Origin of the sequence: [Borrelia] turdi (assembly GCF_008828755.2) — a bacterium.
In the GTDB taxonomy this organism is placed as follows: Bacteria; Spirochaetota; Spirochaetia; order Borreliales; family Borreliaceae; genus Borreliella; species Borreliella turdi.
In genome coordinates this window covers 436526-458036 of sequence record NZ_QBLM01000001.1, presented here as the reverse complement: position 1 = coordinate 458036, position 21511 = coordinate 436526, and the positions used below count along the sequence as shown (strand labels likewise).

The 21511-nt window shown below is 29.0% G+C and carries 25 protein-coding genes, 4 tRNA genes and 1 other RNA gene; 28 read left to right on the top strand and 2 right to left on the bottom strand.

Translation table 11 applies throughout. The annotated features are described in order from the left end of the window. The first annotated feature begins 44 nt into the window (after nt 1-44). The 4 genes from DB318_RS02140 (at nt 45) to DB318_RS02125 (ending at nt 3161) form a co-directional block, all read left to right on the top strand. Nucleotides 45-1562: a fibronectin type III domain-containing protein gene (locus DB318_RS02140; RefSeq protein WP_151074196.1), complete on the top strand. Its 1518-nt coding sequence runs from the start codon at nt 45-47 to the stop codon at nt 1560-1562. After that, nucleotides 1555-2865 (top strand): tetratricopeptide repeat protein, encoded by a 1311-nt coding sequence (locus tag DB318_RS02135; protein WP_151060111.1) that lies wholly within the window; start codon nt 1555-1557, stop codon nt 2863-2865. The genes DB318_RS02140 and DB318_RS02135 overlap by 8 nt, the downstream gene beginning before the upstream one ends. 63 nt (nt 2866-2928) lie before the next feature. After that, nucleotides 2929-3017 (top strand) — tRNA-Ser (locus tag DB318_RS02130). 57 nt (nt 3018-3074) lie between these two features. Further along, a tRNA-Ser gene (locus DB318_RS02125) sits at nt 3075-3161 on the top strand. 43 nt (nt 3162-3204) lie between these two features. Here the strand turns inward: DB318_RS02125 and DB318_RS02120 are convergent. Continuing rightward, complete coding sequence (locus DB318_RS02120; RefSeq protein ID WP_151073540.1) at nt 3205-3918, bottom strand: hypothetical protein; 714 nt, start codon at nt 3916-3918, stop codon at nt 3205-3207. Nucleotides 3919-3992: 74 nt separating this feature from the next. On the opposite strand from DB318_RS02120, the gene DB318_RS02115 reads away from it, so the two are divergent. From DB318_RS02115 to DB318_RS02045, 16 genes are all read left to right on the top strand, one after another. Beyond that, nucleotides 3993-4066 (top strand) — tRNA-Arg (locus tag DB318_RS02115). Between the two features lie 16 nt (nt 4067-4082). Further along, nucleotides 4083-4168, top strand: a tRNA-Ser gene (locus DB318_RS02110). A 3-nt stretch (nt 4169-4171) separates the two neighbouring features. Continuing rightward, an RNA gene (ffs, locus tag DB318_RS02105) (signal recognition particle sRNA small type) lies at nt 4172-4267 on the top strand. A 226-nt stretch (nt 4268-4493) separates the two neighbouring features. Continuing rightward, complete coding sequence (dnaX, locus tag DB318_RS02100; protein WP_151060113.1) at nt 4494-6176, top strand: DNA polymerase III subunit gamma/tau; 1683 nt, start codon at nt 4494-4496, stop codon at nt 6174-6176. A 4-nt stretch (nt 6177-6180) separates the two neighbouring features. Further along, nucleotides 6181-6480, top strand: a complete 300-nt coding sequence (locus DB318_RS02095) for a YbaB/EbfC family nucleoid-associated protein (protein WP_151060114.1) — start codon at nt 6181-6183, stop codon at nt 6478-6480. Between the two features lie 173 nt (nt 6481-6653). Beyond that, the gene (locus tag DB318_RS02090) at nt 6654-7163 is read left to right on the top strand and encodes a nucleoside-diphosphate kinase (protein WP_151060115.1); all 510 of its coding nucleotides are present in this window, start codon (nt 6654-6656) and stop codon (nt 7161-7163) included. Nucleotides 7164-7446: 283 nt separating this feature from the next. After that, complete coding sequence (locus DB318_RS02085) at nt 7447-7974, top strand: hypothetical protein (protein ID WP_151074194.1); 528 nt, start codon at nt 7447-7449, stop codon at nt 7972-7974. Further along, a complete protein-coding gene (locus DB318_RS02080; protein ID WP_151074193.1) occupies nt 7971-8666 on the top strand; it encodes an LptA/OstA family protein in 696 nt (231 codons plus the stop codon). Before DB318_RS02085 ends, DB318_RS02080 begins: the two co-directional genes overlap by 4 nt. Beyond that, a complete protein-coding gene (lptB, locus tag DB318_RS02075; RefSeq protein ID WP_151074307.1) occupies nt 8644-9435 on the top strand; it encodes an LPS export ABC transporter ATP-binding protein in 792 nt (263 codons plus the stop codon). The genes DB318_RS02080 and lptB overlap by 23 nt, the downstream gene beginning before the upstream one ends. Beyond that, entirely contained in the window at nt 9432-10121 is a 690-nt protein-coding gene (gene pgeF / locus DB318_RS02070; RefSeq protein ID WP_151074191.1) for a peptidoglycan editing factor PgeF, read from the top strand. The genes lptB and pgeF overlap by 4 nt, the downstream gene beginning before the upstream one ends. Nucleotide 10122: 1 nt before the next feature. Continuing rightward, nucleotides 10123-10869: a Nif3-like dinuclear metal center hexameric protein gene (locus tag DB318_RS02065; RefSeq protein WP_151074190.1), complete on the top strand. Its 747-nt coding sequence runs from the start codon at nt 10123-10125 to the stop codon at nt 10867-10869. Nucleotides 10870-10879: 10 nt separating this feature from the next. After that, a complete protein-coding gene (gene lspA, locus DB318_RS02060; RefSeq protein WP_151073545.1) occupies nt 10880-11386 on the top strand; it encodes a signal peptidase II in 507 nt (168 codons plus the stop codon). Nucleotides 11387-11422: 36 nt separating this feature from the next. Next, a complete protein-coding gene (locus DB318_RS05980; RefSeq protein WP_327786611.1) occupies nt 11423-11617 on the top strand; it encodes a hypothetical protein in 195 nt (64 codons plus the stop codon). Nucleotides 11618-11630: 13 nt separating this feature from the next. Beyond that, nucleotides 11631-12452 carry a TIGR00282 family metallophosphoesterase gene (locus DB318_RS02055; protein ID WP_151074188.1) on the top strand — a complete coding sequence of 274 codons (822 nt, stop codon included), beginning with the start codon at nt 11631-11633 and terminating at the stop codon, nt 12450-12452. Between the two features lie 100 nt (nt 12453-12552). Beyond that, the gene (gene murA / locus DB318_RS02050; RefSeq protein ID WP_151073547.1) at nt 12553-13836 is read left to right on the top strand and encodes a UDP-N-acetylglucosamine 1-carboxyvinyltransferase; all 1284 of its coding nucleotides are present in this window, start codon (nt 12553-12555) and stop codon (nt 13834-13836) included. A gap of 559 nt (nt 13837-14395) precedes the next feature. Further along, nucleotides 14396-15760, top strand: a complete 1365-nt coding sequence (locus tag DB318_RS02045) for an MATE family efflux transporter (protein WP_151074186.1) — start codon at nt 14396-14398, stop codon at nt 15758-15760. A gap of 199 nt (nt 15761-15959) precedes the next feature. Here the strand turns inward: DB318_RS02045 and DB318_RS02040 are convergent, their stop codons facing one another. Then, nucleotides 15960-16349, bottom strand: a complete 390-nt coding sequence (locus DB318_RS02040) for a hypothetical protein (RefSeq protein WP_151073549.1) — start codon at nt 16347-16349, stop codon at nt 15960-15962. A gap of 489 nt (nt 16350-16838) precedes the next feature. On the opposite strand from DB318_RS02040, the gene tuf reads away from it, so the two are divergent. Genes tuf through rplV form a run of 8 tightly spaced genes read left to right on the top strand, consistent with a single transcriptional unit; the run spans nt 16839 to nt 21511 of the window. Continuing rightward, a complete protein-coding gene (tuf, locus tag DB318_RS02035; protein ID WP_011193796.1) occupies nt 16839-18023 on the top strand; it encodes an elongation factor Tu in 1185 nt (394 codons plus the stop codon). A gap of 51 nt (nt 18024-18074) precedes the next feature. Beyond that, complete coding sequence (gene rpsJ / locus DB318_RS02030) at nt 18075-18386, top strand: 30S ribosomal protein S10 (protein WP_002557068.1); 312 nt, start codon at nt 18075-18077, stop codon at nt 18384-18386. A 35-nt stretch (nt 18387-18421) separates the two neighbouring features. After that, a complete protein-coding gene (rplC, locus tag DB318_RS02025) occupies nt 18422-19042 on the top strand; it encodes a 50S ribosomal protein L3 (protein ID WP_151060126.1) in 621 nt (206 codons plus the stop codon). Nucleotides 19043-19051: 9 nt separating this feature from the next. Further along, entirely contained in the window at nt 19052-19681 is a 630-nt protein-coding gene (gene rplD, locus DB318_RS02020) for a 50S ribosomal protein L4 (protein WP_151074185.1), read from the top strand. A gap of 20 nt (nt 19682-19701) precedes the next feature. Continuing rightward, nucleotides 19702-19998 carry a 50S ribosomal protein L23 gene (rplW, locus tag DB318_RS02015; protein WP_151060128.1) on the top strand — a complete coding sequence of 99 codons (297 nt, stop codon included), beginning with the start codon at nt 19702-19704 and terminating at the stop codon, nt 19996-19998. Between the two features lie 21 nt (nt 19999-20019). Further along, nucleotides 20020-20853 carry a 50S ribosomal protein L2 gene (gene rplB / locus DB318_RS02010; RefSeq protein WP_151060129.1) on the top strand — a complete coding sequence of 278 codons (834 nt, stop codon included), beginning with the start codon at nt 20020-20022 and terminating at the stop codon, nt 20851-20853. 9 nt (nt 20854-20862) lie between these two features. Continuing rightward, nucleotides 20863-21141 (top strand): 30S ribosomal protein S19, encoded by a 279-nt coding sequence (rpsS, locus tag DB318_RS02005; RefSeq protein WP_002557073.1) that lies wholly within the window; start codon nt 20863-20865, stop codon nt 21139-21141. Nucleotides 21142-21148: 7 nt separating this feature from the next. After that, nucleotides 21149-21511 (top strand): 50S ribosomal protein L22, encoded by a 363-nt coding sequence (rplV, locus tag DB318_RS02000; RefSeq protein WP_151074184.1) that lies wholly within the window; start codon nt 21149-21151, stop codon nt 21509-21511.

Sequence of the window (21511 nt, the reverse complement as noted above, 5' to 3'; positions counted from 1 at the left end):
CTTAGATATTTAAAAATATAAATAATAACAAATAAAGGTCAAAAATGAGATTAATTTTAGTGCCCTTGCTATTTTTTTTGTGCTTTTCTGTTCTTTTATCTCAAGAATTGAAATTAATACTTGATTCAAAAAAAAATTTTAAATTTATTCAAGATTCTAGCAATATTACTTTTGAAAGGGATATGAGAGGTTTGCTAGGCATTTATTTGGATAGATATAAAGCCGTTTTAGATTTAAACAATATTGATTTGCGCTTAGAAATAGGAAGGGATAATAAATTAAAAGACGCATCTTCAAACTATTTGGTTAGTGCAAAAAGTTTGAGAGTTTCAAATGAATTTCGTAATGTATCTAACGGCTCTTTAATTTTTTATTCAAATCAAAATCCTGTTAAGTTTAAGCCATTAACAAAGAAAGCTTTCTTTTCCTCGGGTAATACTGTTTCTGATTTTACTATTAAGTTTTGGGTATATCGAACAACCTCTGTTACAGGAGAGATTATTTTTAGCTGGGATGGTTACAAAAATATTAATAATTTGTGGGTAGATCAGTCTATTAGATTAGAAAGTGACGAGGGTAATTTTGTTTGGGTTTTAAACAATGTATTTTTAAAAGATAATAAAAATCCTATCAAAATTAGAATGAAGAGTAATGATGATTTTATTCCAAAGAAATGGCATTTGCATACTTTGCGATATAGGCAAAGGGACGGCATACTTGAATATTTGATAGATTCTAAACCTCAGGCAATAGAATATATAACAGATGACAAGAAGGAAGGGGCAGGATACTTATTAAGTATTGGCAATTTTATTGATTTTACTTTGGGAACTTATTTTACTGGTGCTGTTGAGAATTTGGAAATACATAAAAGTTTTGAAGAGGTTAATAATGCTTTTTTTTCAAAGAATATGGGATTCATTATTACAGAACCCATCAAGCTTTCTAAATATTATTCTCAAGTATTGTCTTTTGATGTTGATTCTAATGTTCCTAAGGATACAGAGATTATTTATTATTATAGATTAGATAATAAGGTATTTTATGATACAGATAGTTATGGGAATATTAAAAAAAATTTAACTGGGGCATGGATTCATTTTGATCCTAAAAAAGACTTTCCAGATTCAAAGATATCAAAATATATCCAAATAAAAGTTGAATTTTATCCTAGTGGAGATTCTGTAAGCAGTCCTTCTCTTTATAGTATGTCGATCACCTATGTTCCCGAAGCAGCTCCATTTCCTCCTGTGATAACAAAAGTTATTCCAGGTTCAAGAGAAGTTTTTATTGAGTGGATTCCTGTTGTTAATAGTAGTGTTGAAGGATATTATATTTATATTGGGGTTGCCTCTGGAAATTATTATGGAAAAATCGGGGGCGTTTTAACTTCTCCTATTGATGTTGGAAATCAAACTTCTTTTAAGATTACAGGACTTGAAGATGGAAGGCTTTATTATATTAGTATTGCTGCTTATAATTTAGATAAAAGCGTTAATAAGACTTCTTTTTCGAAGGAAATTTCTGTAAGGCCTATGGAGATTTTTAAAAAATATGAATAACTTTAGTTTTGAGAAAGCTTTAAATTTTTATAAAAATGGAGATTTTAAAAATTCTCTTGATAATTTAGATGTTTTTGATGAAAATTTTGATTCTCTTTCACTTAAAGCGCTTATTTATTTCAAGAAAAAGGATTATAAGGCGCTTTTATATATTTTAAATACCTATCCTGCTGTTTTGAGTGAATATAATTTTTTAGTTAAGCTTATAGATTATGGTAAAATTGAAAAAAACAAAAATGATCTAGGCCCTTTTGAGAATTATAATTTAGGTGTTTTTTATTTTAATTTAAGAGAATATGAACTTGCGTTAAGTTGTTTTTTGAAAGCCAAAGAGCAAAAACCCGATTTTATACAAGCTTTAAACAATGGTGCTGTTTTATTTGAAATTTTGGGCAACAAGGACGAGGCTTTGAAATTGTTTTTTGAGGCCAGAGATTTGGATCAAAACAATTCTCTAGTTAAGCTTAATATTTGGATTTTAAAAAATAGCGAATTTCTTGAAACGGCAAGCTTTTTGAAAGTAGACGAAATTTTTTTTGATGCCAATCTTGCCCTTGTTGTTAATTATTTAATGTATTATCTTTATTCTATTGGAGAAATAAGTAGGGCAATTGCGCTTTCTGAAAAGTTTTTAACAGATTCTTATTATTCTAAGTATATTTGGCACAATAGGGCAACTATATTCCATAAAATAGGTAATATGACTCAAGCAACAACGTCTTATGTTAAAGCCATTTTGAATTTTTCAAATATTTATACAATTTATAATATGCATATTGCAACAATTGAGCTTTTGAAATTTTCTCCCAAAAAGTCTATTGAGAGAATGGTTAATGATTATTCTAACCTAGATTTGATATATTTGTATGCAACCTTGTTTTTTCTTAGAAATCGTGATCTTGAGGATGCCTATTTTTACATGAAAAAACTTTGCGAGTTTAATCCAGAGCCTTATTCAAAATTTTTAAAATTGTTTGAATCTAGCGAGGATATGTTAATCGAAAATTTGCTTGAAGAATTCGCAGCATCTTTAAGAGTAAATTGGTATTTGGAGTATTTATTTTTTATTGACAATTCTTTAAATTTGAGAGATCCTGTTTTTGTTTTTGATCACAATATAAGAGTAAATACATATATTTGGAGAATTAAAAATGAGTGCATTGAATTAAAATTTAGCAATAATGAGGAAAAAATGGTTCAAAAGATTTTGCATGAAGAATGTATTTATTCTGAAATTGGCATTTCTATTAGAGATTTTCAAAATTTAATAGAAGCTTATAAAGAGTTTAGAATAAATTATTAATATTTGTAATTATATTTAGTTGACAATAGTAATATCTCTAAGATAATATGTATTAATATTGTAGGAGAGATGCCAGAGTGGCCGAATGGGGCTTCCTGCTAAGAAGTTGTCCTTTTAAAAGGGGACCATGGGTTCGAATCCCATTCTCTCCGTAATTATATAAATCTTGACAGTGAATACTTTATTTATTAAAATTTATTTTAAATCCTGGAGAGGTGGCAGAGTGGTTTAATGCTACGGTCTTGAAAACCGTTGTAGGTGTAAGCCTACCGTGAGTTCGAATCTCACCCTCTCCGTAATTATTATAATTATGTAATTTAATTTTAAGCATTAAAAAGGCTAAGAAAACTGTAAGTTTTTATTAGGCCGATGTTCATTTTCTGTATTTTCATGTATAGGGAATTGAAACTCAATTTTATCACATTTTTTACAATCAATTAAGAATGGATTATAAAAAATAATAATTTGGTTATTTTTAAAGTAGTATTTATATCTTGGAAAGATTGTTGTAAATTTTTTTTCCAATTCTTTTGGATTGTGCGTATCTTTAGCATTAAGATCTTTAATCTTGCGTTTTATCTGTTCTTTTAATACGTTTATTAGAGAGTCTAGCTGATCTTTTGATATTATTTCTGAAATTTCTATTTTTTTGTTTCCTTTTAAGTTTAAAGAATAATATTTTAAGAGGGTGCTTGATTCTTTTTCTTTAAATGATTCTTTATATAAAATAGATGTAATGCCGATATTTTCATTTTTAAATATTGTAAAGCTGGAAAAATAAAAATATTCATTTTGTGAATTCTTGGTTTTTGATATTTTATTTTCGACGTCTTTTTTCCATTTTTTTATAAAATTTTCAAATTCGAAGTTTGTGTTTTCCATAAAAGGGATTTTTGCATCTATGTGGAGAATACTATTATTTTTTAGTATTTCTTTTTCTTTGATATTTTTAGTTTTAATTCTAAATTCATAATTAACTTCACTTGATACTGATTTAGAGCATGATAAAATAGATAATAATATTAAAGGGAAAATGATTATTTTGGTTCTCACAACTTCTCCATTTTCTGTTGAATGTTTTTATTGTAATAAATAGTAATTTTTATTACAATAAAAGCTAATTGTTTGTGTCCATAGCTCAGTTGGATAGAGCGTTAGATTGCGATTCTTAAGGTCGGAGGTTCAAGTCCTCTTGGACACGAAAAGTTTATTAGTTTGGAGAGATGGCCGAGTGGCTTAAGGCGCATGCTTGGAAAGCGTGTATACGTAAAATGTATCATGGGTTCGAATCCCATTCTCTCCGATTCCTAGGACCCGTACTATCAAGTGTCGCCAAATCCCGTCAGGACTGGAAGGTAGCAGCGGTAAGCGATTTTTTGGTGAGTACGCAAGTCTTAGGTTTAATTTTAAGTCAAAATAATACCTTGCTTTATGTTAAGGTCTGGATTTATCTTGTTAAAGCCTTCAGCTTTATTATGTTTTATTGGGAAGCCTTTTTTGTTAGATATTTTTTATGTTTTATAAAATTTATAAAATTCTTTTAAAGCAATAGTTTTGAGATATAAATATGTTGTATAGTATGTATTTATAGCATTTTGCTTATTAAATTATTGGGAGGTAAAAAGTTAATGGCGTCTTCAAGGGGTACTGCTCTTAAGAAACGCCCCAGAGATTTCAATTCTCTTGAAGGGCAAGATTTTGTTGTTGAAACTCTAAAGCATTCTATAGAGAAAAATAAAATAGCAAATGCTTATATCTTTTCAGGGCCAAGAGGTGTCGGTAAGACTTCATCAGCTAGGGCTTTTGCTAGATGCTTAAATTGTAAAAATGGTCCGACAGTTATGCCTTGTGGAGAGTGTAGAAATTGTAAATCTATTGAGAATGATAGCAGTCTTGATGTTATTGAAATTGATGGTGCTTCAAATACTTCGGTTCAAGATATTAGACAGATTAAAGAAGAAATAATGTTTCCTCCTGCAATTTCTAAATATAGAATATATATTATTGATGAAGTTCATATGCTTTCCAATTCTGCTTTTAATGCTCTTTTAAAGACAATTGAAGAACCCCCAAATTATATTGTTTTTATTTTTGCTACTACAGAGTCACATAAGCTTCCAGAGACAATAAAAAGCAGATGCCAACATTTTAGTTTTAAGCTTTTATCTTTAGAAAATATTTATAATATGCTTAAGAAGGTTTGTTTTGAGGATCATATTAAATATGAAGATGAGGCTTTAAAATGGATTGCATATAAAAGTAGTGGTAGCGTAAGAGATGCCTACACTCTTTTTGATCAGGTGGTTTCTTTTACTAATGCTGACATTAAGTTAGATCAAATAAGATCTAAGATGGGCTTAACTAACGATGAATTTTTGGAGAAATTATCAGTTAGCATTCTTAGTGAAGATGTAAAAGAGTTGATTTGTGTTCTTGATTCTATTTTTTTGGCGGGCGTGTCTTATGAGCAATTTTTATTAGATTCAATCGAATTTTTTAGAGAGGCATTGTTTTTAAAGATAGGTATTAAAAATTTTGAGTTTATTGGGATTAAATCTGAGGATTTAAGAAGGAAATTAATTGATTTTGATCTAAATTATCTTGAGAGAATTATTGTAGTTTTGCTTGAAACTTACAGGGATTTGCAATTTTCGGTTAATCCAAGATATGAGCTTGAGATTAATTTTATTAAAATTTTAAGACTTAAAAACTATATTCCAAATCATGTTTTAATAAAACAAATTCAAAATCTTGAGGATAATTTATTAGAAAATATGGCTTTAGATTCAAACAAATTTGATGTTTTGGTAAATGAAAAGAGTAAAGCTGATTCAGCTGTTATTCCAAAAAAAACTGGCTTAGAGTATGAATTTCCTAAAATTAAATCTTTAGAAAAAGAAAAGACTTATTGTGATGAAAATTTGTCAACAAAAATTGATAGAAATCTTTTGGAGACCAATAGCATTGACGAGATTGATGAGATTTTTATTGAGGATGATAATTCAAGTAAAGCAAATGATTTTATTGATATAAGAGATAAGTTTGTCTATATTGTTTCAAGATATATTCAAACCTTAGTTCATTCAGGAGAGGTTGTTATTGATGGTAATATTCTTTATTATAAGGTATTTAGTGAATTCGAGTATAATGAGCTTCAAAATTATAAAGGTGAGATAAGGTCTGAATTTTATAAAGAATTTCCCAATTTAAGCATTGTGTTTCAAAAAAATTTCAAAATCCTTGAAAAGGATTTTGAAAAATTAAAAACTGTAAAAAATATTTTTGGAGCAAGTGAAGTTCTGGAGGGATAAAAATATGGCAGTAAATCCGTTAGATTTTTTGAAAAATATGTCTAATGTTAAGAGTAATATTGATAATATTAAAAAGGAAATGTCTAAAATTGCTGTTTGTGGTAAAGCCGGTAGTGATATTGTTGTTATTGAGATGGATGGTGAATTTAATGTTAAAAAAGTTTCAATTAATAAGGAATTTTTTAATGATTTAGACAATGATGCTTTTGAGCAAATGGTTAAATCTGCTTTAAATGATGCTGTTTCTAAGGTTAAAGAAGAGATAAAATTAAAAACTATGGGAGTTCTTCCTTTTGGAATATAGTTATTAATTTTGTAAAAGCTATATTATGATTTTTTAATGTAATTTTAAGCGCTTTATAACTTGTAGTGTTCCGTATAAATTTAATTAATAAGATATAATTTTAGAATTAAGTAAATATTTTAATTTTATTTAATGATTTTTTAAATACATGTCCTAAATTTTAGGAGGATTTTATGTCAATGTTATTGCAAAAAACTTTATGTATTATTAAGCCAGATGGGGTTAGGAGAGGTTTGATTGGCGATGTAATTGTTAGATTTGAAAGGGTAGGTTTAAAAATAGTAGCTGCTAAAATGCTTATTGTTAATGAAAGTCTAGCAAAAAAACATTATTTGTATGATGATATTGCCTTTAGGCATAGTGAGTCGGTTTGGAAGTCTTTAATTAAATTTATTTCAAATTCTCCTGTTTTTGCATTTGTTGTTGAAGGAGTTGAAAGCATTGAGGTTGTCAGAAAGCTTTGTGGCGCCACTGAGCCAAGATTAGCCATTCCAGGAACAATACGAGGAGATTTCTCTTATCATAGTTTTAGGTATTCAAATGAAAAAGGTTTTTCAATTTACAATGTGATTCATGCATCTGCAAATGAGGTAGATGCAATTCGTGAAATACCAATTTGGTTTAAAGAAAATGAAATTTTAAACTACAAAAGAGATGATGAATGTGAACACTATTATTGTTAATTTTTATAATCTATTTTTTAAAGTGACAAGTATTAAATTGGCAATTTAATACTTGTCTAAAGTAGAAGCAATTTTCATACTTTTGTTTTAATTTGTTGCATTTTTAGAAGGATTTTCATAAGAAAACTGTTCTTGAAAGTAGTATTTTTATTTTGCTTTTATGTTTTACATTATAATTGATTATATAAATAAGTTTTGTTTGATAAAGTTTTTAATGTTATATTGTTATGTTTAAGAGATTGTCAATTGAAATAAAAAATTTTTAGTCTTGTGAAAAATATTTATGAAAATACTTAGGCTTTATTTATTATTTTTGTTTTTAGCTTGCACTTTTGATTATGATGAATATTCTAATAGGTCTGATGCGGCTAAAAAGTTTCCTTCAATACAGATATTAGGAATCAAGTATTATGATGTTGTATATAATAAAGAGCAAACTGTTTTAGAGTCTTTAAGTTTTAGTTATTTTAATGACTATAAGCTTTATAAGGCAGAGAATGGAAGGTTTTTATATCATTCGCTAGATAATGAAATTTCAGGTAAGTTTAATAATTTAGAAGGCTCTTATATTACAAAAGATTTAGATATGAGAGATTCTGTAGAATTTAAAATAGAAGATAAGAATAGTTATTATTTACTTAATTCAAATAGAATTTTATGGAAGAATAAAGATAAGAAGTTGCAATCTCCCCCAAATGAGTTAGTATTAATTAGATTTAATGATAGCAAAATAAAAGGAAAAGGATTTTCTTATTTTTTAAAGAGCAATGTTTTTTATTTTGATTCTGGAGTTGAAGGAATCATGAATTGAAGGATTTGATTTTAATATGGATTTTAATTATTTTTGTTAACAATATTCAAGCAACACAAAAAGAATCTAGGTCTAAATCTAAGATGGTTAAGGGAAATCAGGAGAGAAGTACTAATTTTACCTTTAAGTCAGATTTTGCGCAAGGAGTAGTGTCTTCTTTTTATAAAAAAATTGTTTTAAAAGGGAACTCAGAGGTTGTTTCGTCAGATTTTAAACTTAGAGCAGATGAAATTGAAATTTATGGAGAAAATGGATCTTGTCTTGAAGCTAGAGGCAATGTTTTTTATGAAGATTATAAGAATAAGATGCATGTTAAGGCGCAGTTTTTGTTTTTTAATAGAAAATTGGATAATTTTTATCTTCAAAAAGGGGTTGAGCTTGAAGACTTGGAAAACAATATGCTTATTAAAGCAGAAAGAGTTGAAGGTAATAATAAGGCTAATGTTTACATTATGCAATATTCTGTTAAAATATATAAGGATGATACTTTTGCAAGATCTGAGAGTGGGACTTATAATAAAGAAGAAAAAGAAATGATTCTTGAGGGGGTTCCAGCAATTTATCAGAAAGACAACTATTATTCTGCTTCAAGAATAATTTTCAATACAAAAACTAATAGGTATAAGCTTGAGGGAAGCGTTGAGGGAGAGTTTACTCAAGTTGAAAATGATGTTTCTAAAGAAAAAAAATAAAATAAAAGAAATTAAAGAAAGCCTTAATCTTAATTCTGTAAATAATGTTATTTTAAGAGCGGATAACATTATTAAAAAGTATGGCGAAAAGCTTGCTGTTAATGGTATTACGATCAACATCCATAAAGGTGAGGTTGTGGGGCTTCTTGGTCCAAATGGTGCAGGTAAAACAACAACATTTTATACGATTGTAGGCTTTATTAGGCCCAATGCAGGGAAAGTTTTAATAAATGATTATAATATCTCATCTCTTAATATGTATGAGCGTGCACGGATAGGAATTGTATATCTTCCTCAAGATGCTTCAATTTTTAGAGAACTTACAGTTGAAGAGAATATTATGGTTGCTTTAGAGAGAAGAGAAGATCTATCTAAGGCTGAGCGCAAGATAGAGCTTGTGAGTTTACTTAAAGAATTTGAGATAAAAAGAATACAAAGCCAAAAAGCTTATACCCTTTCTGGTGGAGAGAGAAGACGAGCAGAGATAGCAAGAGCTTTAGCTGTAAATCCTTATTTTTTACTCTTAGATGAACCTTTTGCTGGTATTGATCCTATTGCGATTGGAGATATAAAAGATATAATAAAAATTTTAAAAGAAAGAAATATTGGAGTTCTTATTACTGATCATAATGTAAGGGATGCTTTTGATATAATTGATAGAGCTTATATTGTTTATCAGGGGCAAGTGCTTGATGAAGGCGATGTTGATTATATAGTAAGTAGCGAAAAAGCTAAAAAGCTTTATTTGGGAGAAGAATTTAAATTATGAAAACAATAGATCATGAACTTTATTATGAATTTAGGATAGCTGACGATGTTAGAATGATTTATACTAAAAAACCTTTTAAGCTGAATTTAAAAGAACTTAGTAATGATAATTTAAATTTTGTCCCCAAGGCAAAAAAAATAAAGTATTTAAAGCAATTGCATACAGATATTATTTATAAAGTTGAAGATGATTTTATGAATTTCCAAGAAGGAGATGGTCTTATATCTAGTTCTTTAGATGTAGCTCTTGTTGCTTACTTTGCAGATTGTCTTCCAATATACTTTTATGATTCAGTGAAAAAATTTATAGGACTTGTTCATAGTGGATATAAAGGAAGCTTTAACTTGATTGTTCTAAAAATGTTGCTTATGTTTGAAAAAATGGGATCATCTTTTAAAAATTTAAAAATTGTTTTTGGACCTTATAACAGATCTTGTTGTTATGAAGTTTCTGAAATTTTTTTGAAAGAGGTAAGTAATAAATTTAGCAAAGGTTTATTAAATACTGCTTTTGCAATAAGAAATGGTAAAATGTATTTTGATAATGCTAGTTTTAATTTAAATTTGCTTTCTAATTTTAATTTAGATATTTATAATTCAAAGCTTTGTACGCATTGTTTAAAGAATCTTTATTCTTATAGAAGATTAAGAGAAGGTCAAAGCTACGCTTTAATTTGGAGAATTTAATTTGAAAGTAAGGGATTTGTCTTTTAAACTTAGTTCAATTTTTGACATAAAGAAGTATGAATATATTGATAAAAGCTTAAATGGCCTTCAAGTAGGGAACCTTGATTCTAAAGTTACTAGGGTTGCTTTTGCAGTTGATGCTAGCTATTCAACTTTAAAAGAAGCAAAAGGAAATGATTTTTTAATTACCCACCATGGTATTTTTTGGTCAAAAAAAGAGCGTATTATTTCTAATATGTATGATAAAATTAAGTTTTTGATTGAAAACAATTTAGCTCTTTATTCAGTCCATTTACCTATGGATGCTCATTCTATTTATTCACACAGCAAAGTGTTTTCAGATTTTTTAGGATTAAAAAATCCTTTTGGTTTTGCAAATTACGGAGGGTTTAATCTAGGAATTATTGCAGACTCTAATTTTAGCTTTTCTGAAATTTTAGAAAAAATCAAAAAGGAAAATAAACATATTCTTTTTTTTAAAAAGTTTAAAGAGTCAGTGAATAAGGTTGCTATTGTTAGTGGTTCTGGATATTCTTTTTTTGAAGAGGCTTTATATCATGGTATAGATTTATTTATAACTGGAGACACTTCTCATCAAATATATTCTTTAGCAGAAGAATGCGGTGTGAGCTTGATTTTTGCAGGTCATTATTTTACTGAAACTTTTGGGTTAATTAAATTAATGGAAGATTTTAAAATTCAGGAAGATTTAGAGGTTAAATTTATTTGTAAAGATACTAATTTATAAGGATTTTTTTATGAGCGCTAAAAGTAAACAGTATTTTAATATTTTTGTATTTATTATTAGCTTAATTTTTTTTGATCAACTTGCTAAGTATTTAGTTGTAAAATATGTCAAATTGGGTTCAATATATTTTTCCTTTTTTGAGGATTTTTTTAGGATAATACATGTAAGAAACACGGGCATTTTATTTTCTATGGGTTCTAATATTCATTATAGCTTGAAAACAATTTTTTTTCTCATAATGCCTATTGTCATTTTAATATTTGTTTTTTCTCTTTCTTTGAAAGAGAAAAATTATATTGCCAGAATTTCACTTTTATTAATTTTTTCAGGAGGAGTGGGTAATATTATTGATAGACTGTTTAGACCTTCTGGAGTTGTGGATTTTTTAGATTTCAAATTTTATGGAATTTTTGGGCTTGATAGATGGCCTACTTTTAATTTTGCAGATAGCTATGTTGTTATAGGAATGATTTTATTTTTGGTTTATGATTTTTTTTATAAAAAGAAAAGCGCTTAATAAATGAAGATTTTAGGCTTTATTTTATGTGTTTTAATGAACTTATCTTTAACGTTTTTAGTTTTTTTTTTAGAGTTTCTTTTAGTTGTTAAATTTAGTATTATTGTAAAGCCTTATTTGCAATTTATATTGATTTTCATAATGATTATTTTTGCTGTTTTGATAGGGTATTATGTGTCAATTTTTATTGTAAGAAGTTTACTTATTAAGCTATTTAAACTGGATCAATAAAAAGAGAGGCTTTGTGTCTTTAAGAGTTTTGATTACTGGTGAGGTTGTTGGTAAAGCTGGGATTATTTCGATAAAATCTTTTTTATCATCCTTTAAGGCTAGAAAAAGGATTGATTTTGTAATATCTGGTAATAATTTTACTACGGGTTTAAAAGGTCTTGGGAAAAGGCATGCCTTTTTATTGAAAAAGTATGGAGTTGATGTATTAACCTTAGGTGAAAATGCTTTTACAAGGCCTGATTTGTCTGATGATCTTGATAAGTATAATTTTATTTTAAAGCCTTTAAATTGTCCTGCAAAATTAAAAGGATATTCTTATTTTGTTTATAATATTAATGGTAAAAAATTAGCTGTGATGAGAATTGTAGGTCAAACTGGAATAACTAAGTATAAATTTAATCATCCTTTCTATAGTTTTGATTTTTTTTATAAAAAAATCAAAATGCAAACAAACAATATTATTGTTCTTTTTGATTCAAATACTACGGCTGAAGTTAATGCTTTGTTTTTTTATCTAAAATCAAGAGTTAGCGCTTGTCTTGGAACTGGTAAAAGGATTTTAACAGCTGATTTGAGAATTTTAGATAATACTGCTATTATAACTGATTTAGGCAGAGTTGGAAGTTTGGATAGCGTTATTGGATATGTCCCCAATTTAGAGGTGGATAAATTTTTGAAAGGATTTTTAAATCAGAGGTTTGATGAATCTTGGGAAGGTCTTGGTTTTAATGGTGTTTTAATTGATATTGATGAGAATGGGCATTCTTTTTCTGTAGAGACTGTTAGAGAATATGTAGATTGTAAATCAATTTTAAAAGATGTAGATATTGTTTGATATTCATTTTTTAAGATATTCTTTAGATTTAATTAATTTGATTTGATTTGATTTGCGAGATTTAATTTTATTGGTTTTCTTATGTATAGGAGGATGGGTTATGTATAGTTATATTGTAGAAGGTGGTTTTAAGATAGGTGGTAAAATTACAGCTAGTGGTAATAAGAATTCTGCTTTACCTTGTATTTTAGCTGCCTTGCTTACTGATGAAGATGTTATTTTAGAAAATATTCCCAATATTAATGATGTGAAAGTTGTTTTAGATATTTTAAGTGATATAGGAGTAAATATTGTAAGAGAGGGAAATACTTTAAAAATAAAAGTTTTAAATATTGTAAAAACGGAAATAGACTCCTCTCTTACAAATTTAATTAGGGCTTCCATACTTTTATTGGGACCTTTTATTTCTAGATTTGGGGAAATAGATATGGCGCTTCCAGGAGGAGACGTAATTGGGAAGAGGCGACTTGACACCCATTTTTATGGTCTTTGCAAGCTGGGTGCTAAATTAAGTAGAAAGGATGGAAGAATTGTTTTAAAGGCAAAAAAGCTTATTGGAACCGAAATGTTTTTAGATGAAGCTTCTGTTACAGCTACAGAAAATATTATTATGGCTTCAGTTCTTGCGGAAGGAAATACTATTATTATGAACGCTGCTTGTGAGCCACATGTTCAAGATTTATGTAATATGCTCAATTCAATGGGTGCTAATATTTTAGGGATTGGTTCAAATATTTTAGAAATAAAGGGTGTTAAAAAATTAAGTGGAACCATATTTAGAATAGGAGCCGATTTTATGCAAGTTGGTTCTTTAATTAGTCTTGCTGCATTAACAGGGGGCGAGTTAGAAATTAAAAAAGCAGATCCCCAACATTTCAGATTAATTAGGCATATATATTCAAGACTTGGTATTAATTTTGAATATGACAGGGAAAATGTATATGTAAAAGATAAACAAGAGTTAAAAGTTAAGCTAGATTTTGGTGGGCACATTCCAAAAATTGATGATGGTCCGTGGCCAGCCTTTCCAACAGATCTTATGAGTATTATCATAGTAACTGCAACTCAAGTGGAAGGCACAGTTCTTATTTTTGAGAAGATGTTTGAATCCAGGATGTTTTTTGTAGACAAGTTAATAAAAATGGGAGCTCAAATTGTACTTTGTGATCCACACCGTGTAGTGGTTACGGGCAAATCTCCTCTTAAGGGCGATATTTTATCTTCTCCAGATGTACGGGCTGGAATGTCTCTTCTTATTGCTGCTTTTGTTGCTGAAGGTCGCAGCGAGATTCAAAATGTTTATCAAATTGAAAGGGGATATGAAGATGTAACTAATAAATTAACTAGCTTGGGAGCAAAAATAAAGAAAGTTAAAAGTCAATAGCTTAATATTAAGCTTTATTATATTATACATGATTTATGGAAAATATTTTTAACAACGAATAAATAGGGGGTATTAATAGGTTGAATTATGAATGGGAATATATTGAATTTTATTCAATTGCACAGTTTAAAGATCCTAATATAAAAATATTATAAAAGAATTGAGAAAAATTTGTAGAGGTATTTCTGATTTTAAGTTTTTGTCTTTATAGTACTACTTATTATTTTAAATAAGTGTTTATTACTCTGCTTTAATTTGTTAGAATAGTTTTAATTTTATTAATTGCTGTTTATTTATGCTTAGCATAAATATTGTTAAATTTTTATATCTGATGTCAATTTTTTTGTTTTTAGTTATGCATTTTTAATACAACAGGTTAATAGATTTATTTGTAGCTTAACCATTGCGATGTATAACATATTAACTGCTAATTGTTTTGACATTGCATGTTGATTTTTAATTTCAAAAATTAAAAATCAAAAATTTATTTATCAATAATAAGTAAATTTGTGGTTAGGTTTTTATAAAAAAAATATTTTATAGATAAGGATAAAATTTTATGTCTACAAATAAGAGTAAGACTAGAGAGTTAATATTAAATGGCAATTTATACAAAGTTCTTTTTTTAATAAGTTTTCCTATTGTTATAACCAATATTATTCAAGCTCTTTATGATCTTACCGATATGTTTTATGTTGGTAAGCTTGGGGCCATGCCTTTGTCAGCGCTTTCGCTTGCTGGTCCTGTAAATTTTTTTATTATAGCTATTGCTATGGGTATGGCTACGGGAAGTATTTCTTTAATGTCTAAATGTATAGGGGAGGGAAATTTTTCTCGTTTTTCAAGATATGCAGGACAACTTATTGTTTTAAATTTTGCGTTATCTTTATTTGTTGCTATTTGTGCTTTTTTTTTTATTGAGCATCTTTTAGATTTATTGGGTGCAAAAGGCGAGCTTAAAGAACTTTCAAGAGCTTATTTTTATGTGACAATTTTTGGAATACCTATTATGTTTTTAAGCATTTCAATTACATATATTTTAAATGCTCAAGGAGAAACCATCCTTTCAATGATAATAGTTTTATTTGCTAATATTGTTAATTTTATTCTTGATCCAATTTTAATATTTACTTTTAATATGGGCATTACTGGGGCCGCTTGGGCTACTTTATTTTCAAAATTATTAACCGTTGCTTTTTATTTGTTTTTGACTTATAGGCTGAATCGTGGATTAAAAATTTATCCGAAGGACTTAGTGTTAGATATAAGATCTATTAAACAAATTGTTAATTTGGGATTACCTTCAACTTTTGGACAAATAATGGTTTCGGTGTCTTTTTTTATCTTCAATTATATCGTTATTGAAATTAGTTCAAAATTTTTGGCGGCCTATGGACTTACAAACACCATTATTTCTTTTTTATTTCTTCCTGCTATGGGAATTGGTACTGGAATTATTTCAATTGTTGGTCAAAATCTTGGTGCTAAGAAAATCAATAGGGTTGGAGAAGTCTTAAAAAAAGGGTTTTTTATTTCTTTAGCAATTTTATTAATAATAAATTCAATTGTTATTATTAATAAACAGTTTATATTAAGATTATTTACAAATGATTTAGAAGTTTTAAATTATGCTAACAATTATTTATTGTTAACGACCATTGGTACTTTTGGATATGGATTACAACAAGTATTTTTTGGAGGGCTTATTGGGTCTGGTAGGACAAAAATCGCCATGATTATTATTTTTATTAGATTATGGTTCATTCGTCTTCCAGTAGTTTTTATTTTTCAATATTTTGGCATAATTGAAAATTCTTTAGGTTATGCTTTTATAATTTCAAATTATTTATCAATTATAATTTTAGTTGGGTTTACTTGTACTCGTTATTGGACTAAACCCATTTTAATTAAAAAATACAAATAGTAATTAAAATTTATTTATATTTGCATTTTACTAAAGAAAATGGTTGGCTTGTTTTTAAATAAGCTTAATGTTTTTGACCTTTAAAATAGATTTTAGATTTTTTATTAATCTATTTTTGAGTTAAATAGTTTATTTGTAATAGAGCTTATTTTAAGTTTAATTAATTTTAATAATTTTGGTTTTAAATTACTTCTCTTTGTTATTGTTTTTCAAAAACATATAGTGTGTTTTTTCTTTTAGTGTTGATTTTAGTTTTTAAATGGAAAGTTTTTGTCTCAAATCCATTAAGTTTTTCTCTAATTAATTCACCTATTTTGCTGCCTTCTTTAAAAATTGCTAATGAATTTGCATTTATATTTTCTCCACTTCTGTTTTTAAGAGTAATTATTAGATTATTTTTGTTGTCGGATTTGTAGTTTACTATTTCTATTTTTTTATTGGTTTTTATAGTGCTAATAAGATAGGTAATTTCTTGTGCATATTCTTTTGATTTTATTGTGCTCGTTTTAAGGCAAGACATAAAAATAATTGAAATGCTAGAAATTGTAAGCATTGATAGTAATTTAAGCTTAAATTTTAGAGTTTTCATCATTTTTTATTATATTTTTTTATTAGACTAGTGTTAACCTTTTTGATAAAATAAGGGGGCTTGATCAATTTTAAATGATGACTAGATTTTAAAAATTATTTACTATTGTTTTTAATTTCATGTTTTTAATGTATTGGTTGAATATTTCTTATTTTAAGTAGTTGCTTTTAAAGCTTGATTTTTTAGTATTTTGTATTTTTCTTTAAGTAATATAAAGCTAATATTAATTTTTAATATTATTATAATTGCTATTAATTGAGCTTAAAAGTTCAAGCATATTGACTATATTTTATAAAATGTGTAAACTTTTGAAGTTATTAAAATTTTTTAGAAAAACACGCAGTGCGGGTCAATTTCTAAAAATTGATTTTTTATTTTTTTGATTATTTGTAGCTATCTTTTATTTTGATGAGAATAAATTTTTTAAAAATTTTTTAAAGAGATTAAATGTAAGTAGCTATTTAGAATGTAAAATTTAGGAGGGTAATCATGGCAAAAGAGGTTTTTCAAAGAACAAAGCCGCACATGAATGTTGGAACAATAGGTCATGTTGATCATGGTAAAACAACATTAACAGCGGCTATTAGTATTTATTGTTCAAAATTAAATAAAGATGCAAAAGCATTAAAGTATGAGGATATTGATAATGCGCCTGAAGAAAAAGCAAGGGGAATAACAATTAATGCTAGGCATATTGAGTACGAAACAGCTAATAGACATTATGCTCATGTAGATTGTCCAGGCCACGCTGATTATATAAAAAATATGATTACAGGGGCAGCTCAAATGGATGCGGCTATACTTTTGGTTGCTGCTGACAGTGGTGCTGAGCCCCAAACAAAAGAGCATTTGCTTCTTGCCCAAAGAATGGGAATAAAAAAAATAATAGTTTTTTTAAATAAATTAGACTTGGCAGATCCTGAACTCGTTGAACTTGTTGAAGTTGAAGTTTTAGAGCTTGTTGAAAAATATGGCTTTTCAGCTAATACTCCAATAATCAAGGGCTCAGCTTTTGGAGCTATGTCAAATCCAGAAGATCCTGAATCTACAAAATGCGTTAAAGAACTACTTGAATCTATGGATAATTATTTTGATCTTCCAGAAAGAGATATTGACAAGCCATTTTTACTTGCCGTTGAAGATGTATTTTCTATTTCAGGGAGAGGCACTGTCGCTACTGGGCGTATTGAAAGAGGTGTTATTAAGGTTGGTCAAGAAGTTGAAATAGTTGGTATTAAAGAAACCAGAAAAACTACTGTTACTGGTGTTGAAATGTTCCAGAAAATTCTTGAGCAAGGTCAAGCGGGGGATAATGTTGGTCTTCTTTTAAGAGGGGTTGATAAAAAAGATATTGAGAGGGGACAAGTTTTGTCAGCTCCAGGTACAATTACTCCACATAAGAAGTTTAAAGCTTCAATTTATTGTTTGACTAAAGAAGAAGGGGGTAGGCACAAGCCGTTTTTTCCAGGGTATAGGCCACAATTCTTTTTCAGAACAACCGATGTTACCGGTGTTGTTGCTTTAGAAGGTAAAGAAATGGTTATGCCTGGCGACAATGTTGATATTGTTGTTGAGCTTATCTCTTCAATAGCTATGGATAAAAATGTAGAATTTGCTGTTCGAGAAGGTGGGAGAACTGTTGCTTCAGGAAGAATTCTTGAGATATTGGAATAGTTTAAGACTTTAAGGATATATTTAATACTCTTTAAAGTTTAGGAGAATAAATTGATTGCTAAAGATAAGATACGCGTAAGATTATTTAGTTTTGATGTTAAAATATTAGATCAGAGTGCCGAATCTATTGTTAAGGCTGTTCAGAAAGCTAAAGCTCAAATTAAGGGTCCAATTCCTTTGCCGACAAAAATAAAAAAATACACTGTTTTACGTTCTCCTCATGTCAATAAAAAGTCAAGAGAGCAATTTGAGATGAGAACTCATAAAAGGCTTATTGATATCTTAGAACCCACTTCTGCTTTAATGGACTCTTTAATGAAATTGGAGCTTCCAGCAGGTGTTGAAGTAGATATTAAACAGTAAATGATATTTTAAGTATATGAATTTGAGGTGTTTTAATGTTGGGATTGATTGGAAAAAAAGTTGGCATGACTCAGATATTTCAGAAAAATGGCATTGTGGTTCCCGTTACTGTTATAGAGTTTCAGCCCAATTATATTATAGGGAAGAAAACAGTTGATAGAGATGGTTATAGCGCTCTTATAGCAGGCTCTGTTGATCTTAAAGGTTCTAAAGTTTCAAAGCCTATAAAAGGTCAATATAAGAGTTTAAAAGATATTGAGCCTAAAAAGTATATAATAGAGCTTAAGGGGCTTGACGGATATGATGCTGGTGATGAGATTAAAGTTGATGTTTTTAAGTCGGTTAAGTATGTAGATGTTACAGGCACTACTAAGGGTAAAGGTTTCCAGGGAGCTATGAAAAGGCATAATTTTAGTGGTGGGCCATCTTCTCATGGGTCAAAATTCCATAGGCATCTTGGTGGAACAGGACAGGCTACTACTCCTGCAAGAACATTTAAAGGTACCAAAATGGCTGGTAGAATGGGTGGAAATCAACAAACTATTCAAAATCTTGAGGTTGTTTTAATTGATGAAGAAAAGAGAGCCATTCTAGTAAAAGGAGCTGTACCCGGTGCTAAGGGTTCCTTTGTTGTTGTTAAGAAATCTAAAAAGTAGGTATTTAGTATGGAAAGAAAAGTTTTTTCTAAAGATGGGAAAGAGATTGGAACTATAAATTTGGATGATAGAGTTTTTAATATAGAAATTAGTCATGGGTCTATTTACAATGCTATAAAAAATGAATTGTCTAATCTTAGGGTTGGAACATCTTCAACTAAAACTAGATCAGAGGTTAGGGGTAGTTCTAAAAAGCCCTGGAAGCAAAAAGGAACCGGTAGAGCTAGAGTGGGCACAAAACGAAATCCTGTTTGGGTTGGCGGAGGCATAGCATTGGGGCCAAAACCTAGAGATTATAGCTATAGATTGCCCAAAAAGGTAAAAAGGCTTGCATTTAAGTCTATATTAAGTTTACGTGCCGCTGATGAAAATAATTTTAAGGTTATTGAGAATTTTAATATTGAATCAGGGAAAACAAAAGATCTTGCTTTAATAATAAAAAATTTTGTAAGTTCCAATGGTAAGGTGGTTATTCTTTTGGGCAATGATGATCAGATGATTAAAAGGGCTGGTAAAAATATAAGAGACTTAAAGATTTTGTCTTTTGATAAACTTAGAGTTGTTGATTTGTTTTATGCTAAGAATTTAATAGCTCTGGAATCTGCTATTATCAAGCTCAATGAGTTTTACGTTAAATAAAAAAGATGTTGAGGATAAGTATGAAAGCTTATGATATAATAATTTCGCCTATGCTTACTGAAAAAACCAATACTCAAAGAGAAAGTATTAATGTTTATGTTTTTAAGGTTAATAAAAGAGCAAATAAAAAAGAGGTTTGTTCAGCAATAAAAAAGCTTTTCAATGTTGCTCCAGTATCGTGTAATTTGCTTAATATTAAAAGTAAAGCCAAGATTGTGGTGTCTCGAAGAGGATATCCTATAGGCAAGGGGAAAACTTCTTCATGGAAGAAGGCGTATGTTTATCTCAAAAAGGAAGATAAAATAGATATTTTTTAGTGGTTTTGGAGAAAAATAAATATGGGTATTAAGACTTATAAGCCAAAAACTTCTTCTTTGCGCTATAAGACGACTTTATCTTTTGATGATTTGAGCAAAGGTAATGATCCTTTGAAATCTTTAACAAAAGGTAAAAAGTTTAAATCAGGCAGAGATTCTTCTGGTAGGATTAGTATTAGAAGAAGAGGTGGTGGGCATAAGAGAAAGTATAGGGTGATTGATTTTAATCGAAGAGATAAATTTAGCATTCCTGCTAGAGTTGCTTCTATTGAATATGATCCTAATAGAAGTGCCAATATAGCTTTGCTTGTTTATAAAGATGGAGAAAAAAGGTATATTATTTCTCCTAAAGGCATTAAGGTTGGAGATGTTTTGGAAAGTGGTCCGAATGCCCCAATTAAAATTGGCAATGCCTTGCCTCTTGAAAATATTCCTATTGGAAGAACTGTTCATAATATTGAGCTTAATGTGGGAAAAGGTGGACAGCTTGTAAGAAGTGCTGGTGGATATGCTATGATACTTGCTTCTGATGGGAACTATGTCACTGTAAAATTGTCATCTGGCGAGATGAGGTTAATTTTTAAAAAATGTATTGCAACAATTGGTGAAATTGGGAATGAAGATTATGCCAATATTTCTATAGGGAAAGCCGGTAAAAGTAGGTGGCTTGGGAGAAGGCCAAAGGTTAGGGGTGTTGCCATGAATCCCGTTGACCATCCGCATGGTGGTGGTGAAGGAAAAACCTCTGGAGGTCGTCATCCTGTTTCTCCTTGGGGACAGCCTACTAAGGGTTATAAGACTCGCAAGAAGAAGAGATATTCAGATAAATTTATTATTAAAAGAAGAAATAAGTAGGAGAGTGTAGTGGCAAGATCTATTAAAAAAGGGCCTTTTATAGAAAAGAGTCTTTATCAAAAAGTTTTATCATCTTTTGGAAGTGAGAAGAGAGTTGTTATTAAAACTTACTCTAGATCTTCAACAATAATTCCTGAGATGGTAAGTCTTACTATATCTGTTTACAATGGCAAGACTTTTATACCTATTTATATTACTGAGGATCTTGTGGGTCATAAGCTTGGCGAGTTTTCACCTACAAGGATTTTTAGAGGGCATGCTAAGTCGGATAAAAAGGGAAGGAAGTAAAGTAGTTATGTTTGTAAATAGAAGATATACAGCAAGGGGCAAAAATTTACCCTCTTCTCCAAAAAAAGTTAGGCCAATAGCTGATAATATACGAGGGAAGTCTTATATTAAAGCTATTGCAGTTCTTTGTTCTATGCCTAATAAAGGAGCTAAACTTTTAGAAAAAGTTGTTAGATCAGCGGCATCAAATGCGATGTATCATAATAAAAATCTTTCCGAGGATATGATATTTGTTAAAATAGTTATGGTTGATGACGGCCGTCGTCGTAAAAAGATTTGGCCTAGAGCTAGAGGTAGGGCCGATAGGCTTGTTAATAGAAATTGTCATATTTTTGTTGAAGTTGATGAAAAAAAAGATATTAAAGGATAG